Below are 16,319 nucleotides of genomic sequence, written 5' to 3'. Positions count from 1 at the left end.
ACAACCCACTACTAATTCAAGACCACCAAATTTACAATTTGGTGGGGCCTTGCATAAAGCGATCACCCTACACCTGTCACTTCCTCAGCAATCGTAAACCACTCAGAGTCACCAACACTGTAGAACCTTCATGTCCAATCACCCCAATCGGTAAGTTAATACCCCCAACAAAATTACCAACCAAAAGCAAAACAATAAAACCCAAAGCAACAGTAATATTCTGCTTGACGATCGCCTGCGCTCTTTTACCCAAACGCATTGCTGCTTCTATTTTCTCCAATCTATCTGCCATCAATATAATATCTGCGGTTTCCAATGCGACATCACTGCCAATCTTGCCCATCGCAATTCCCACAGATGCTTGAGCTAAGGCTGGGGCATCATTGATACCATCTCCCACCATTGCCACAGTTTGATACTCTTTTTGTAAACGACGGATGACATCAAGCTTATCTTCTGGTAAAAGTTCTGCATACACTCGCTCAATTCCTACTGCTTGGGCGACGCTATCAGCAGTGCGCTTATTATCGCCTGTTAACATGACGATTTGCTCAACTCCCAGTTTTTTCAAATGGGCGATCGCTCTTACTGCTTCTGCTCTGATTTGATCTGCGATCACTATCACACCTAGCACCTGCTCTTGTTGTGCAACCCAAACAACCGTTTTACCTTCCTGTTCTCGCAAGTCTGCTGCATCCTTCAACTCACTTGGTAAATGAGTCACATACTGTTTGACAAAATCCGCTTTCCCGACAATTACCTCTTGGTGTCCGTTAATACCCAAAATTCCCTGCCCTGGTATTGCTCGTACTTCAACCGCTCTTGACCAATCCAAATCCTGAGCGGTCTGGACAATTGCCTCACCGATAGGATGTTCGGAAGAAGATTCGACAGATGCAGCTACTTTTAAGACATCTGCTTCTGTATATCCAGGACTAGGAATGACTTGAAAGACTTGTACTTGTCCTGTTGTGAGAGTACCTGTTTTATCGAAGGCGATCGCCCGAACTTTACCAATCATTTCCAACTGGGCACCATTTTTGAACAAAATCCCCTGTCTTGCACCATGAGCAATCCCAGAAAGCAGTGTGGGCATAATTGCAGCCATCAGCGCACAGGGAGAAGCAACCACCAAAAAAGTAAGAGCACGATAAATCGTCGTTTCCCAGTCCCAATTTAAGACAAATGGCGGTAAAATTGCCAGCAACAACCCAGCCACCACAATCACCAGCGCATATCTCCGTTCAAATCGCTCAACAAATTGTTGAGAAGGAGGTGCTTCTGTTTGTGCTTGTTCTACCAGACGAATCACACGCTGAAGTAAACTACTTTCTGGTGGTTGATGCACTTTAAGCTTCAGCGCACCATAGCCGTTGAGTGTACCTGCAAAAACTTCCTCACCCACCGTCTTCTCTATAGGTACGGACTCACCTGTGATAGCAGCTTGGTTAACGGTACTCAAACCAGAAACAATCATTGCGTCGGTGGGAATGAGTTCCCCTGGTTTGACAACAATTTCGTCTCCCACCTTTAGCTGACTGATGGAAATGATTTCCTCCCCTCCAGAACGCAAAACCCTTGCTGTATCTTGTGTCAAGCTCATCAAAGAGCGGATGCTGCGTTCCGTTCGTTGCATGGCGTAGCCTTCCAGCGCCCCACTAATCGCAAAGATGAGAATTAAGATTCCGCCATCAAGAATAAGATGGTATTCCTTTTGCCACAAGCCCAAGATCGCAGCACCCAAAGCCGCCACAATCATCAGCAAATCTACATCCAGTTCTTTTTCTTTGAAAAGCGTTGTCAGTCCTTCACGGGCGCTTTCATAACCACCAATAACGTAAGCTGCAGGTAATAGTAGCAGCGCCCATCCTAAAAAATTGAGATGTAAGGCGAACCATCCGAAAAACAACAGGACTCCGCAAAAAATGGCGGCGAAAGCTTCTGTATGTTCTTTGGTGAATTGAGTGAGACGTTGTGGGTAGAGCATGAGAGTGAAATTATCAACACTCTCTCAGGCTAAACCTTGACATTAATGTCAATGTCAAGCCTCACCTAGAGGAGTTGTCGCATTCTAATATAAAATCATCTTCAGGCGACAATCGCATAAATCATGATTCAAAATAACGCGTTAGTCATAGGCATCGACTGTAGTACAACAGCATGTAAAGCGATCGCATGGAACCAGCAAGGGAAAGCTGTCGCTTCTGGAAAAGCATCTTATCCACTATTACAACCGCAAGCAACTTGGTACGAACAGGATGCGGCACGGTGGTGGCATAGTACCTGCGAGGCTATACAACAATTACTAACTCAAATCAAATTATCACAAGTTGAGGCAGTTTGCATAACTCATCAGCGGGAAACTTTTGTGGCAGTAGATAGGGAGGGTCAACCTGTTCGCAATGCGATCGCCTGGATGGATAAACGCAGTCGTAACCAAGTCGCTTTCCTAGATGAAAAATTTGGCGGACAATACATCAACCAAGTGACAGGTAAACCCGTCTCTATGACGCCTTCTTTAGCTAAGATAGTCTGGTTAACCCAACATGAACCAGAAAATGTTGCCCTTACCTATAAATTCTTAGATGTTCATGGCTTCTTGGTGTATCACCTAACCGGAAATTTTCGTACCAGTTTGGCTTGTGCTGATCCAATGGGAGCAATGAATATGGAAGCTCATTGCTGGGCAACAGATTTACTCACGTCACTCGAACTGCAAGAACAACAATTTGCTGAATTGGTTCCGCCAGGAGAGGTTATTGGCTATGTCAACGAGACTGGTGCTGCTGCGACAGGATTACCTAAAGGTTTACGAGTTATTGCGGGTGCTGGTGACGGGCAGTGTGCGGGTTTAGGTGCTAATGCTGTGGGCAATAGTCGGGCTTATCTGAATTTAGGTACGGCAATAGCAAGCGGTATAATCAGTAAGGAGTATTTTGTCGATTCATCATTTCGCACCATGTATGCACCGATTGCAGGGTCTTATTTTCTAGAAACTGTTCTTCTTGGTGGTGTCTTTACTCTTACCTGGTTTGTAGAAAAGTTTGCCAGCGACTTACACAACTGCAATCTTAACCTCAGTCCACTAGAGATACTTGAAACTGCTGCAGCAAAACTATCTCCTGGTGCTGAAGGATTAATGTTAGTGCCTTACTGGAACAACGTGATGAACCCCTACTGGGATGCTAATGCTGCTGGTATCACCATTGGTTGGACAGGTACCCACGGTAAAGAACATTTTTACCGAGCGATTTTAGAAGGTATTGCCTTTGAGCAAAGACTGGTAGGGGATGCAGTCATGTCAGCGACAAACCAACGTTTTAGTGAATATGTCGTTATGGGTGGTGGAAGCACAAGCAATCTTTGGTGTCAAATTTTAGCTGATGTGACTGGTATACCAATAGTGCGTTCTACAACCACAGAAGCGACCTGTTTAGGAGCAGGGATTCTCGCAGCAGTTGCAGTTGGATGGTATCCTGATATTGGTACAGCCGCAAAATGTCTGACTCACACTGCTGAGCGTTTTACGCCTTCGCAAGAAAAGCAGGCTATCTACTCTAAACTTTATAGCAGTGTATTTTCCATTGGTCGGTTGGCAGACCTTGATTAAGCTCGTCCAAAAAACCTCGAACTGCCTTGGAGCGGTGGTAACTCGCACCATCCCAAAAAATCAGTAATCGCTGGTTGGGGGACTGAGTTAACAAATATCGCAGGTAATCAATAGTATTTTCTGAATTTCCGGCATCGTAGGCTTTGAGCAGTAATTCTCGTTCGAGATAGTCCACTGCTCCGTAATATGTCTGTTTATCTCGCTCATTCACGACTGGAACCGCGATTTCCAGGTCAGTTTTTCCCCATACATAACCACTTAAGTCTCCCCACATTAAATGACATTGATCAATTAGCAGCACTCTCAATTTTCCTGTTTCAATTTCACTGCGGTGATTTGCCAAGAGTGTTTCAATCTCTTTTTTTTTGCTGCAACAGCATCCTGGTCTGCTTTGGGGTTTAATTTTGTGGTTAACTTCTGCGCTTATTCCTGCTGCTTCAAACAAGTCGTAGTAACTTTGTTTTGACTCGTAAACCACGTCGTACTCGAAAGCTAGTTTATACTCCAGTTCCCCAAGCTCCCAATAATCCTTTGTTTGCAGCCAACTCAACACCTTTTCTCGTTGTTCGCTACCCAAGTAGCTCTTCCTTCCCTTATGATTCAACCGCAGTCCATCTATTCCATCTCGCTCGTAGGCTTGTTTCCAACCTGTTATTGAACCCAGTGACACATCTAGAATTGTCTGAATTTCTTCATACAAGTAGCCTTGATAAACCAGCTTGACTACTAGTGCTTTCCTTACCTCACGCGCATTTGGACGCAAAGCAATAAATTCTTGTAGTTTGGCGATCGCCCTTTGAGTGGTTTCGTGCGATTGCGCAAAGCGCAGACGCCAAGGGCGTATCGCATCGCAGTTGCCACTTCCGCAGGCAGTACTGCGGTTTGTAGATGCTGATTTTTCATTGTCTGCTCTTACACTTGTACACCCCTCCGTATTCTCTCGCTTTTTTTTCAAAAATCAAATAGGAATCCTATATGAACAATATCGCTGAGGCGACAAAGTACTACAACCTGAGTTGGAGAATTGCCAAGGAGATAGGCGCTGGTGAATTACAAGTCCAAAATATGAAGGGTTGGATACTGTAACTTAATTCCTTATCATCTCTTTTCATTTCTTCCAAAATGAGTAGATAATAGATTGTAGTTTCGAGTAGATAACTACAATGACGAACATTCCAGAAATGACAATGAGTATTGGGGACGCCGCAAAAGAACTTGGCGTTTCAGTCATAACTTTAAGGAGGTGGGCAGACTCAGGAAAGATTCGTTCAGAGCGCTCACCTTCCAATCAAAGAAGATTTTACTTAGCAGACATTAAACGTATTACACCACGAGACTTAAAACAGCTAGATGAGCGTATAACCATTAATTACGCCAGAGTTTCAAGCCACGACCAAAAAGAAGATTTAGTACGGCAAGCTCAGGTATTGGAAGCTTTCAGTTCTGCTAATGGCTGGCAGTTTGAAACCATTCAAGATTTAGGAAGTGGTTTGAATTACCAGAAAAAAGGATTGCAGAAATTGCTTAAACGTATCATGCAAGGTGATGTCGCCAGACTGGTACTAAGCCATAAGGACAGACTGCTAAGATTCGGTGCTGAGTTGGTGTTTGCTATGTGTGAAGAGTTTGAGACTGAAGTAGTCATTATCAACAAAAGTAACGAAGAGATACCTTTTGAACAAGAGCTAGTTCAAGACATGATTGAACTCATAACAGTGTTTAGCGCTCGTTTGTATGGTTCTAGAAGCAAGAAAAACAAGAAGTTGATTGATGGTATGAGTCAAGTAGTTAAGGAGGTATCGTAGTGTTGCTGGGTTTCAAGACTGAGTTGAAACTGAACAATCAACAGCGTACAGCATTAATGAAGCATTGTGGTGTGGCTCGTCATGCTTGGAATTGGGGACTTGGACTGACCAAGCAAATTTTGGATCACAACAAGATTAATCCTGATTCCAAAATTAAATTTCCTAGTGCTATTGACTTGCACAAATGGTTAGTAGCATTGGTAAAAAGCGAGAACGAATGGTACTACGAAGTCAGCAAATCCACCCCACAGCAAGCTTTGATGGCGTTACGCGAATCGTGGAAGCGTTGTTTTAATAAAACTGCTGGTGTTCCAAAATTTAAGAAAAAAGGTAGACGTGATTCTTTCACACTTGAAGGTACAGTGAAGATTTGCGGCAACAACAAAATTCAAGTACCAGTGATTGGAGTTCTCAAAACTTATGAACGTCTACCTCAAGTATCAACCAAATCTGCAACAATTTCCCGTCAAGCTGATAGATGGTTCATCTCATTCCGCTTTGAAGTAGACACTCAAGAATTAAACCACGCAGGCGTTGTAGGAGTTGACCTCGGCGTTAAAGCACTAGCCACACTTTCTACTGGTGAGGTGGTCACTGGCGCAAAATCCTACAAAAAAAATGAATCCAAGCTAAGCAGAATGCAATGGTTGAATCGCCATAAAATCATTGGTTCTGCTAACTGGAAAAAAGCTCAGATGCAGATAGCTAGGCTGCACAGAAAAATTGCCAACATCCGCAAGGACACGTTACACAAACTTACAACACTGTTAGCCAAGAACCACGGCACGATAGTGATTGAAAACCTCAATGTGTCAGGAATGTTGACTAATCATAAGCTAGCTGCATCTATCGCTGATATGTCGTTTTTTGAGTTCCGTCGTCAGTTAACCTACAAGTGCGAACTGTACGGTTCAAAGCTTGTTGTAGTTGACCGATGGTTTCCAAGTTCCAAGACATGCTCCAACTGCCGAACCAAAAAGGAAACGCTCACTTTGAATGAGCGAGTGTTTGAATGCGGTCATTGTGGCTTTGTTATTGACCGTGATTTGAACGCAGCAATCAACCTTTCGGCTTCGCTCAAGGTTGACGGTGAGCGGAGTCGAACCGTCAATTTGAAGAACGCGGTCAGTTAGACCGTTTGAGCCTGTGGACTGGTTAACGCCGACGTTGCCAGAATGAAGCAGGAAGTAAACGAAACTCAAACCCAGTGAATAGCTTTGATAGGTGTTGACTAGGTTTGATTAGGATTTATGTAACGGTCTGGGAGACATTTATATGTCTCAAGGTTGGATAAAAGCTGCAATCTACATTTACCGACAGGGTTGGTACAGTGCTCGTCGGTTATGTTATCCCCAAGGAGAAGCGACTTGTCTGCGGTCTTTAGCAGAGGCTTACTTTTACTTGGGAGATTTAGAAAAAGCAAAAAAGTACAACAAGCACAGTCTGAAGAGAGCGCAAGATAATTTACTTCAGTTCTTAATGTTACAGTATTATCACTCCTGAACGGCAGTCGCCCCAAGTCGGGAAACCCGGTGACGGCCCAGGCTCTTCCTGAGAACTTCTTTGTTTAATTGAGTAATTCAGCCACTTGTTCTGCCAATGTCAAAGCGTCAAAAGGCTTGGCTATCACTCCAGCCACCCCTAGTTGAGCAAATTGAGCCTGATCAACGGGTTGCATTTTAGCTGTCAGCAAAATGACTGGAATCAATTGAGTTGCACGGTTCTGCTGCAAATGACGAAATAGAGTGATACCATCCATATCAGGCATCATCACATCGAGTAGAATCGCATCCGGATGTTCTGTTTTTGCTTTGAGCAAGCCTTCTTTTGCTGTTCCTGCACTCAGAACTTCCCAGTCACCCATAATTTCTAAACAAGTTTGAACCACCTCGCTCAGACGTTCTTCATCATCTATCAGTAAAATTCGCCTTGACATGATTTCAATGAGTTTCTTGAGTATTCGTAACCAACATGACAGTTTATTCTACTTTGGTAGAACTGGTAAGGTAAAGTAGAAAGTACTGCCTTGTCCCAAAACGCTTTGGACCCAGATTTGCCCGCCGTGCTGCTTTACTATACTCCGGCAAATCGCTAATCCTAAACCTGTTCCTCCCTTACTTCGAGAATCTGAAGCATCGACTTGCTGGAATCGTCTAAAGATACTTTCTAGCTTATCTGTTGGAATACCCCTTCCCTGGTCTTTTACTTGAAACAAGACTTGAGGGGTGTTGAGTATTGGGTTTTGAGACAGTTCTGCACTCAACCAAACAGTACTTCCCGCAGGTGAAAACTTGACAGCGTTACCAAGTATATTTACGAGTACTTGAATGATGCGATCAGAATCAGCCCAGACTTGAACAGATAGGGGAGAAATGTTAAGCGTAATTTTGGATTCCTCAGCAAGCAGTCGTAGAACTTCTACTGATTGCAACATGAGGGTTGCCGTGTCACATGAGGTTTTCTCTAAAACAATTTTACCTGACTCCAGTCGTTCTAAATCTAGAATGTCATTGACCAAACGTGTTAAGCGTTCGGTTTCAGCTACCGCAATTTCTAACATTCGCTCTTGCTTCTGAGGCTGGCTATCGAGTCGTCGAGAGGCGAGTAACCCTAACGATCCCCGAATAGAACTCAGGGGTGTTCGCAACTCGTGGCTAACGACCGAGATAAACTCGTTTTTCATTTTTTCTACTCGCTTGCGTTCACTAATATCCCGACCTTCTGGAATCAATAAAATGACATTTCTCGTCTCATCCACAACAGGTTTGAGGGAAAAATCAATCGTTGCAACAGTGTCTCCTCGTCCTAACACATCCACTTCATAACGCACAAATTCACCTGTCGCAGCACGGGCGATCGCCTCCTTTAATTGATTCTGGGTTTTGGTTGAAATCGTCCACCACCGCGCTTCCCAAAAAGGACGATCAACAATATCTGTATGACTAATGCCACTAAAATCTAGAGCGGTCTGATTTGCTTCTAAAAGCGTACCATCTGGCTTGAGTAACCCAATGAATTGAAACGTTTGGTCAAAAATAGCTCGGAATCGTCTTTCGCTGTCTCGCAACGCCAGCTCTGCTTGTTTGCGTCGGGTGATATCTTGAATTTGAGCAATAAAGTAAAGTGGTTTGCCCTCAGTATCACGAACCAGCGATCCACTTAACAAAATCCAGACTATGTGTCCTTGCTTATGGAAATACCGCTTTTCCATCTCGTAGTAACGAATTTTGTCACTGAGCACTTGGCGTACATAGTCCAAATCGATATCTAAGTCATCTGGATGGGTAATTGCTTGGAAGGTTGTGGCTAGCAATTCAGCTTCGCAATAGCCGACAATTTCACATAAAGAACGATTGACCCGCAACCAACGTCCATCTATTGCGACCAAAGCCTTTCCAATAGCCGCATTTTCAAACGCACTACGAAAGCGTTCTTCGCTTTCTTGTAGAAGAGCTTCTGTTCGTTTGTGCTCGCTGAGTTCTGTTTGTAGTTGTTGGTTTATCTTGCTTAATTCGGCTGTTCGCAGTGCAACTTCTATTTCCAGCTTATCATGGGCTTGTTGCAGTTTCTCTTCTGTCTTTTTTCGCTCAATGGCTGTACTTAGCACATTAGCAACGGCTTGGAGAAAGTTAGTATCATCTTCAGTAAAGGTGCGTCGTCTTGTTGTGTCAGCACCTAAAACACCAAATGGTTGATCAATTCCATGAATAACGACGGTCATACCACTCACGACACCATGGTTATGCAGGAGTGCTGATCCGCGAAATCGTGTTTCTTGGCGCAAATCTTCTACAATTACTGGCTCCTGAGAAAGGAGTGTGTATCCTGCCTGGGAATCTAAATCAGTGCCGACGGTGACGTGATTTACCAAGCCTTCTTGCCAGCCGATTCCAGCCCGTAGAAGAAATGCTTGTCCATCCGGCAGAAGTTCAAAAATTTTGCAATACTCAACTTCAAGGTTTTGAGCAACAAGAGTCACTGCTTCATTCATTAACGTAGATACGGCTACACCAGCTAATGCCTGCTGACCCACCAGCTGAGCAACAACTGCTTGCTGATGCTCACGGGCTTTCAAACGCCCTTCGGCTTGCTTACGCTTTGTTATATCGCGCCCTACAGCCATCCGCACCTTGCGATCCTGATAGATACTGTTTTTCCCAACCACTTCTAATGGGAAAGTTGTTCCATTTTTCTTGACACCAGTGACTTCATATGGTGAATCATAACCAGACGCAATATTTTTCATGACCAGTGCTAAAGATTCAGGTGTTAAAAAATCCTTTGCCGACATACCAATAACTTCCTGAGTTTCGTAACCGAACAACTTAGCAAAGGATTGGTTGGCATCAATAATCTTTCCCATCTCATGGATAATAATGCCTTCAAAAGTCGCCTCAGTTAAGAACTGAAACCGTTGCTCACTTTCCCGTAGTGCCTGTTCTGCGTGCTGACGCTCAGTTATCTGGCGATTTAAGAAATAACACATTGAGCACACAAGTACCAGACTTAGGCTGAAGCCAACTAACGCAAAGATAAAAATGATGCGAGATTGAATGGCAGATTGCTTAATACTTAAAAACAATGCCTGCGGTGTATTCTGAAAACTCCAACCAACACCGACAAACGTTGGCAATACCAATCCAAATCCAGTGGTAATAAACTTATGTTGAAAGCGGTGCTTCATCGAATTCAATATTTGTTAGTTAAAAATTCTACAAGAGCAGACGCTTACATTCGTAAAAAAGAATTAGGATTCATGACATTTCCCATGTTTTCCTTTTTCTATTTTCTATTGATTTTGCTATAAATAACTCTATCTTGAATGCTCGATTTCATTCTAGAATTTTGCCTTGAAACAGTGTAGCATCAGCGGCGCGATAAAGTTCTTTTAGGTCAGCACCATCATTTGGATACTGTGCTATTCCAGCGCTACAACTGGCACGAAAAATCTGATTATTAGTATCAGTAAACTCCTGCTGATTCCAGATTTTTTTGAACCTTAGCAGCAACTTGAGACCTTGTTCTCGCTTCACACCGTATAAACCAATAACAAACTCTTTACCGCCCCAACGAGATATAACATCTCCACTCTGGAAGGACTGCTTTAAGAGTTTTCCGAATTGGCTAAGAACCATATCTCCGGAATCATAACCGTATTGATTATTGACCAGTTTGAAGTTGTCTAAACTCAACAGCATAAAACAAAAAGGTTGATGATGACGTTCTGCCAGATACAACAAACTTGTTAGCTGTTGAATAGACTTTTGCCGATTTGTTAGACTCGTGAGCGGATCTATTTGTGCCAAATCCCGGTGGATTTTGGTTCGCTCTAACCGATTGAAAATACGGGCAATCAGTTCTGGTCCTACAATCGGCTTTTGGATATAATCATCTGCACCTGCTATAAATACCTGATGCATTGTTTGGGCATCATGACAAGCGGACAAAAAAAGTACGGGCAACTGACTCCACTGAGGATCATTGCGTACCACCTGACAAAGTTCAACCCCGTTAATGTCAGGCATTTTTACATCTAAAATCAGTAAATCTGGAACTGAGGCTTCCAGTACTTGCCAAAATTGTTGCGGGTCTGCAAGGGTTGTGAGATGAAGCCCCCACGGTTCAAGTAATGCAGACAAACTCTCTAGCAGTTTGGGATCATCATCTACAATCATGACTTTAGCTTGGGCCGTTTGAGCATGATTGAGTACCTGAGTGACTGCCCTCAGTATTTCACTAGAACAGACTGATTTGTGTATAAAAGCATGACTCCCTAAACAAGCGGCTTCTAACCTGTCAGCTAAACTATTTCGTCCTGTTAAAACTATAACTGGAATCTCTAAGTGCTGGTTTCTCAGTTGGGCTAAGAAAGTCAGTCCACTTTCGGCAGGTTCAGCAAACGTAAGGTCGAGTAGGATGACATCAGGAAGATTGTTTGTCATTGCCTCACTCGCAGCAGCCAAACTGGGGGCAACTTCTACTTGAAAACCCCACGCAGCTGCTTCAAGCCGAATTCGCTCTGCCAGTGCTGGATCATCATCAATCACTAGTATCAGACCATGTTGCGCAAAACAGACAGCAGTAGAAGTCGGCAAAACTGGCGGCTTCTGTAACTCCTGTTGCAATAAATTCACCAGTTTTGATAATTGTTCTGTTTGAAGGCGATCTAAATTTGTGACTGAGAGCAATTGCTCAATTTCCCTTGCCAAACTTGAACCTTCATGAAAACCGAAAGATCCCAATGCTCCTGCTAATTTGTGGGCTTTATGCTTTGCTTTTTGTTGTACTTCAGGTTCGAGAATACCTGCTTCCAAAGCAGTTATCGCTTGCAATATAGATTCTACTTCATCAATAAAGCTATCCTTAAATCGTTCCCAGAGTTTAGCAAGCGATTCCACTATTTCAGTTTGAGCTTGCTTTTTGCTGGTTTCAATTGACTGTGAAGATGATATTGCATCTGTAGATTGCTCACTTCCAGGTGGGGACTTAAGTCGATACCCCAAACCATAAACTGTCTCAAGAAAATCTGCGATCACTCCACCTGCTTTTAACTTCTGCCGAAGTCCCTTGATATGAGTTCTAACAACATCCTCTGCTGGATGTTCTGCATCAGACCACAGATTTTCTACAATTGCACTTTTGCTAAAAATCCGGTGTGGATTCCGCAAGAAAAGCTCTAGTAACTGATATTCTTTTACTGTTAGACGTAGGGGCTTTTGATCACAAGTTACTAAACTTTTGCTAGTGTCAAATTGTAGGTTTCCCCAACTCAGTACAAAAGTCAGTGTGGCACTTTTGGGTCGTCGCAACAAGGCGCGGATACGAGCGATCAGTTCTGACACATTAAAGGGCTTAACCATGTAATCATCTGCACCTGCATTTAAGCCCATAACTTTATCAAGGCTATTGTCTTTTGCAGTCAGTAGCATAATTGGTATTTGATAGCGCTCTTGACGCAGTTGACGACAAACACTAATGCCATCTAACCCAGGTAACATGATATCCAATAAAATGAGGTCATATTCAAAGTTTTGTACAAGTTGTAGACCTGTTTGACCATCAACCACCGTATTAACTATATAGTTATGAGCAGTGAGCGCTTCTGTCAGAATTGCATTGGTTCGTTCATCATCCTCTACTACCAAAATTTTCATTGAGCATTCCCTCACACAATATCAATTCCATCTTAGATTTCATTTTGCGTTATCGCTTTAGGAGCATCCCACGGGCGGCACGCCACCCGCTACGAATTAAAGAAACACCATATGCTTGTAGGCATGAGGAGTGTCAATTTTTTTTGTATTTAGTTCAAATTTAGTTCACTGCTTTTATTTAACAAAACTTCAATGACTAAACTCCTTGCTATCAAAGAATTTACCCAAGCAGTGGGAGGCGGGATGACTCCGCGCATGGTTCGCCACTATCATGAATTGGGGTTACTTCCTCAACCAGTGCGATCGCCCAGTAACTACCGCCTCTATACTGACAACGATGTACTCAGATTACAACGCATCGTCGCACTCAAGCAGCAAGGGTTTCAACTCAACCACATCCGCCAAATACTGGAAGTGGAACCACAACAAGACACAACTGCTAACTTGATGACGCAACTGCAGCTACAATATCGCGCAGTCATACAGCAAATTTCTCAACTACGGCAAACAGCATCTGCATTAGAAGGGTTACTGGGGCGCGATCGCGATTGTGAAATCATCCAAGCTGAAGTTTTAGCACAACTCAAGCTACTGGAGGTAGATACTCAAACAGGACTCGGCGGACTAGAAAAACTCTGGGATGGGTTGGATGCTGAAGTTCATGCTCACCCAGAAGCTTTTACTGAATCGTTGGAACGCCTGCTACCTGACCTTTCTAGGCGTTCTGAAATTGAACAAGACCTGATCTCAAACCTGGTTTTAGCTTGTGGCGATGTCAGTTTGGCGTCGTTTGTGAGGTTGAGTGATAAGGCGATCGCCACAAGTCGTGAAGTCCTCAAATCCGGCTGTCAGATAGTTGCGGATATTCCAACGGTAGCTGCTGCGTTGGATACAACGAGGTTAGCTCATTTGGGATGTCCAGTGGAAACGTTGATTGATAACTCTCATATTACGACAGCCACAGAAGCAGAAAAAGCATTTTGGCTGGATCAACAATGGCAGGAAAAATTACAGCAAGTCTCCCCAGGTTGTGTGTTAGTGATTGGCTATGCTCCTAGTGTGCTGCTTTCTGTATGTAAAGCCATCCAAAACCAAGAAATTCAACCAGCGCTAGTCATTGGTATGCCCATTGGCTTTAGTCATGCTCCAGCTGCTAAGCGACAATTGATGCAATCGAACGTGCCTTTTATTACAATTGAAGGAACTTTGGGAGGTGGCTTGTTAGCTGCGACTGTCCTGAATTCTTTGGTAGAGTCACTTATTGAAAAACCTGACTGTCATTGTTACTTACGCCACTATTAATACTAGTATCAAAAAGTTTTTTCGGCACTGTTTCCTAATTTCACATTTGAGAATAAGCTCCAATATCGTTGTGAATCAAAAATAAGACAAAACAAAGTAAACGATGAGATTAGCTGTTTATGGCAAAGGAGGAAGTGGAAAAACCACTATTAGTACCTGCCTTTTACAATTTCTGAACTATTTCTGTGATTTCCAAGTTTTAGGTATTGATGGCGATCACAATTTGCATCTAGCTGAAGAACTGGGTGCAACGCCTGTCGAAATGCAGCGGGGAGATTCGGGAACTGCACGGGATATTGGTAATGATTTAGATTGGTTGCGTTCTTACTTTGCTGGTAGCAATCCGAGAATTACTGCTGATTTACCAATGATAAAAACAACTCCGCCTGGGGAAGGATCGCGTTTGTTGCGGTTAAGAGAACCAGCCGAGTGGCGCAATCGCTATGTCACTCTCATTGATGGAGTGGAATTGATCCGAGTTGGTGATTTTACGCAAGACGATTACCGCAAAAAGTGCTTTCACAGCAAAACCGGGGCGATTGAGATTTTCTTAAAGCACGTTTGGGAAGATCACAACGAGGCGATTATTGTTGATATGTCAGCAGGTAAGGATGTTTTCGCTTCACCCTTACCAAGCTTGTTCGACACAAATATCTATGTTGTCAAACCAACGCGCAAGTCAGTTAGCAATGCAGGGGATTTTCTCGCACACGCCAAAAACTTTGGTATTGAAATGCTAGTCGTGGCGACTGACATCCACTCTCGTCACGAAGTCGCAGCAATTGAAAATTATCTCATGCGAACTGTGGATGCAGTCATTCCCCACGACGCATTTTTTGTCCAACGGGACTCATTAGTACTTTCTCGTCCACCTCATGTGCGCGAAGCTAGCTTCACGGTGTTGGATGCATTCTATAGCCTTACCGATTTATTGCGTCAGCTTCCCTCACAGAACTGGGAAAACCGACTCACTCGAATGCTTTACCATCACGAAGAAACTGCACATGATTGGGCAGGAGTCCACTTTACAGCACAAATTCAACCTGGTTTCAATCCATTTGAGCGCTTTCAAAGCAACAAACTCGCTACAGCTTAACAGTTATCAGTTATCTAGGTAGGAAACAGACTCGTCCACCCCTTGTTCCCTGTTTACTGTTCACTGTTCCCTGTTCCCTGTTCCCTATTCCCTGTTAATGGTAAAATAACTCAGAAAAATATAAAAAGGAATTCATTTACTGTGATTGGCGTTGCTGTTATTGGCACGGGATTTGGTCAGAAAGTGCATATTCCTGGATTTCTGGCTCATCCTCAGACACAGATCGTTGCTGTATATAACCAAGATTTAAATAAAGCTAAAGCGATCGCACAATCCTACAATATTCCTCACGCCTGCAATACAATCACAGATATCGTTAGGCTGCAAGAAGTCCAAGCAGTAAGCATTTCCACACCACCATTTTTGCATTACGAAATGGCAAAAGCAGCGCTGCAAGCAGGAAAACACGTATTAATAGAAAAACCCACAACTCTAAATGCAGCCGAAGCTAAAGAACTTTACCAGTTAGCCCAAAAAGCAGGTGTGATTGCAACTGTAGACTTTGAATTTCGCTTTGTACCAGGATGGCAATTCTTTTCGGAATTGTTGTCACAAGGTTATGTGGGTTCAAAGCGTTTGATTAGAATTGATTGGCTAGGTTCTTCTCGTGCTGATGCTGGACGCCCTTGGAACTGGTATTCTCGTAAAGACCAAGGAGGCGGTGCATTAGGATCTTTGGGTTCTCACACTTTTGATTATATTCATTGGCTATTTGGTCCTGTACGCAAGTTAAACGCCCATTTCACTACCGCGATCGCCGAACGACTAGACTCCAACACTGGAGAATTAAAGCCCGTAGAAACCGATGACACCTGTATGCTGATGTTAGAGTTGGCAGATGGGACACCTTGTCAAGTTTCTATCAGTGCTGTGGTTCATGCATCGCGTACTCATTGGATAGAAGTGTATGGCGATCGCGCAACTCTAGTATTAGGAAGTGAAAATCAAAAAGATTACGTACATGGGTTTCGTGTTTTGTCTTCTCAACCAGGTAAACCATTAACTGAAATTGAAATTCCCAATCGATTATTGTTTCCGAAAAATCACTCAGATGGTCGCATTTCTGCATTTTTGAGAGTTGTAGATGAATGGGTGCAAGGAATTGAATCCAAAAAACAAATCGTTCCATCCTTACGAGAAGGGATTTACTCTCAGTTATTAATGGATTTATCCCATGAATCTAATAACAGTTCAAGTTGGGTAAATGTACTAAGCTTGGAAGATTTTCTTGCTTAATATAGAACTCATATTTTATTTTTGACGAAGCTAGGTACATCTTTATCAGTTATCAGTTACCAGTTATACCATTTCACGAAATCCTTGATACAAATGATTAGTCTCTAATTCTTTCT

General features: G+C 43.2%; 11 protein-coding genes and 2 pseudogenes. 7 read left to right on the top strand and 6 right to left on the bottom strand.

Features of this window, described 5'->3' with window-relative positions:
* Positions 1-76: 76 nt before the first annotated feature.
* Entirely contained in the window at positions 77-1,987 is a 1,911-nt protein-coding gene (locus AC5JM2_RS32805) for a heavy metal translocating P-type ATPase (RefSeq protein WP_495839892.1), read from the bottom strand.
* A 123-nt stretch (positions 1,988-2,110) separates the two neighbouring features.
* Between AC5JM2_RS32805 and AC5JM2_RS32800 the strand changes: the two genes are divergently transcribed.
* Positions 2,111-3,610 (top strand): FGGY-family carbohydrate kinase, encoded by a 1,500-nt coding sequence (locus AC5JM2_RS32800; protein WP_495839891.1) that lies wholly within the window; start codon positions 2,111-2,113, stop codon positions 3,608-3,610.
* On the opposite strand, the gene AC5JM2_RS32795 is transcribed toward AC5JM2_RS32800, so the two are convergent.
* On the bottom strand, positions 3,558-4,565 hold the full coding sequence (locus AC5JM2_RS32795) for an IS630 family transposase (protein ID WP_495839889.1): 1,008 nt from the start codon (positions 4,563-4,565) through the stop codon (positions 3,558-3,560). The two genes, AC5JM2_RS32800 and AC5JM2_RS32795, sit on opposite strands and share 53 nt — an antisense overlap.
* A gap of 208 nt (positions 4,566-4,773) precedes the next feature.
* Between AC5JM2_RS32795 and AC5JM2_RS32790 the strand changes: the two genes are divergently transcribed.
* The 3 genes from AC5JM2_RS32790 to AC5JM2_RS32780 all read left to right on the top strand — a co-directional run bounded on the left by AC5JM2_RS32790 (position 4,774) and on the right by AC5JM2_RS32780 (position 6,918).
* Complete coding sequence (locus tag AC5JM2_RS32790) at positions 4,774-5,415, top strand: IS607 family transposase (RefSeq protein WP_495839887.1); 642 nt, start codon at positions 4,774-4,776, stop codon at positions 5,413-5,415.
* Positions 5,415-6,548: an RNA-guided endonuclease InsQ/TnpB family protein gene (locus tag AC5JM2_RS32785; RefSeq protein ID WP_495839885.1), complete on the top strand. Its 1,134-nt coding sequence runs from the start codon at positions 5,415-5,417 to the stop codon at positions 6,546-6,548. The genes AC5JM2_RS32790 and AC5JM2_RS32785 overlap by 1 nt, the downstream gene beginning before the upstream one ends.
* A 142-nt stretch (positions 6,549-6,690) precedes the next feature.
* Complete coding sequence (locus AC5JM2_RS32780; RefSeq protein ID WP_495839883.1) at positions 6,691-6,918, top strand: hypothetical protein; 228 nt, start codon at positions 6,691-6,693, stop codon at positions 6,916-6,918.
* Positions 6,919-6,982: 64 nt separating this feature from the next.
* On the opposite strand, the gene AC5JM2_RS32775 is transcribed toward AC5JM2_RS32780, so the two are convergent.
* The 4 genes and pseudogenes from AC5JM2_RS32775 to AC5JM2_RS32760 all read right to left on the bottom strand — a co-directional run bounded on the left by AC5JM2_RS32775 (position 6,983) and on the right by AC5JM2_RS32760 (position 12,569).
* Positions 6,983-7,351 (bottom strand): response regulator, encoded by a 369-nt coding sequence (locus AC5JM2_RS32775; protein WP_495839881.1) that lies wholly within the window; start codon positions 7,349-7,351, stop codon positions 6,983-6,985.
* A 48-nt stretch (positions 7,352-7,399) separates the two neighbouring features.
* Positions 7,400-8,131, bottom strand: a pseudogene (locus AC5JM2_RS32770) (sensor histidine kinase); the annotation flags it as partial.
* A gap of 27 nt (positions 8,132-8,158) precedes the next feature.
* Positions 8,159-9,901 (bottom strand): annotated as a pseudogene (locus AC5JM2_RS32765) (PAS domain S-box protein); the annotation flags it as partial.
* Positions 9,902-10,247: 346 nt separating this feature from the next.
* Complete coding sequence (locus AC5JM2_RS32760) at positions 10,248-12,569, bottom strand: response regulator (protein WP_495839879.1); 2,322 nt, start codon at positions 12,567-12,569, stop codon at positions 10,248-10,250.
* A gap of 192 nt (positions 12,570-12,761) precedes the next feature.
* On the opposite strand from AC5JM2_RS32760, the gene AC5JM2_RS32755 reads away from it, so the two are divergent.
* From AC5JM2_RS32755 to AC5JM2_RS32745, 3 genes are all read left to right on the top strand, one after another.
* The gene (locus tag AC5JM2_RS32755; protein WP_495839877.1) at positions 12,762-13,871 is read left to right on the top strand and encodes a precorrin-8X methylmutase; all 1,110 of its coding nucleotides are present in this window, start codon (positions 12,762-12,764) and stop codon (positions 13,869-13,871) included.
* Positions 13,872-13,974: 103 nt separating this feature from the next.
* Positions 13,975-14,967: a nucleotide-binding protein gene (locus AC5JM2_RS32750; protein WP_495839875.1), complete on the top strand. Its 993-nt coding sequence runs from the start codon at positions 13,975-13,977 to the stop codon at positions 14,965-14,967.
* 141 nt (positions 14,968-15,108) lie between these two features.
* The gene (locus tag AC5JM2_RS32745; protein ID WP_495839873.1) at positions 15,109-16,203 is read left to right on the top strand and encodes a Gfo/Idh/MocA family protein; all 1,095 of its coding nucleotides are present in this window, start codon (positions 15,109-15,111) and stop codon (positions 16,201-16,203) included.
* Positions 16,204-16,319 lie beyond the last annotated feature (116 nt).

The organism is Brasilonema angustatum (genome assembly GCF_059505445.1).
This window is presented reverse-complemented; position numbering and strand designations above follow the sequence as displayed.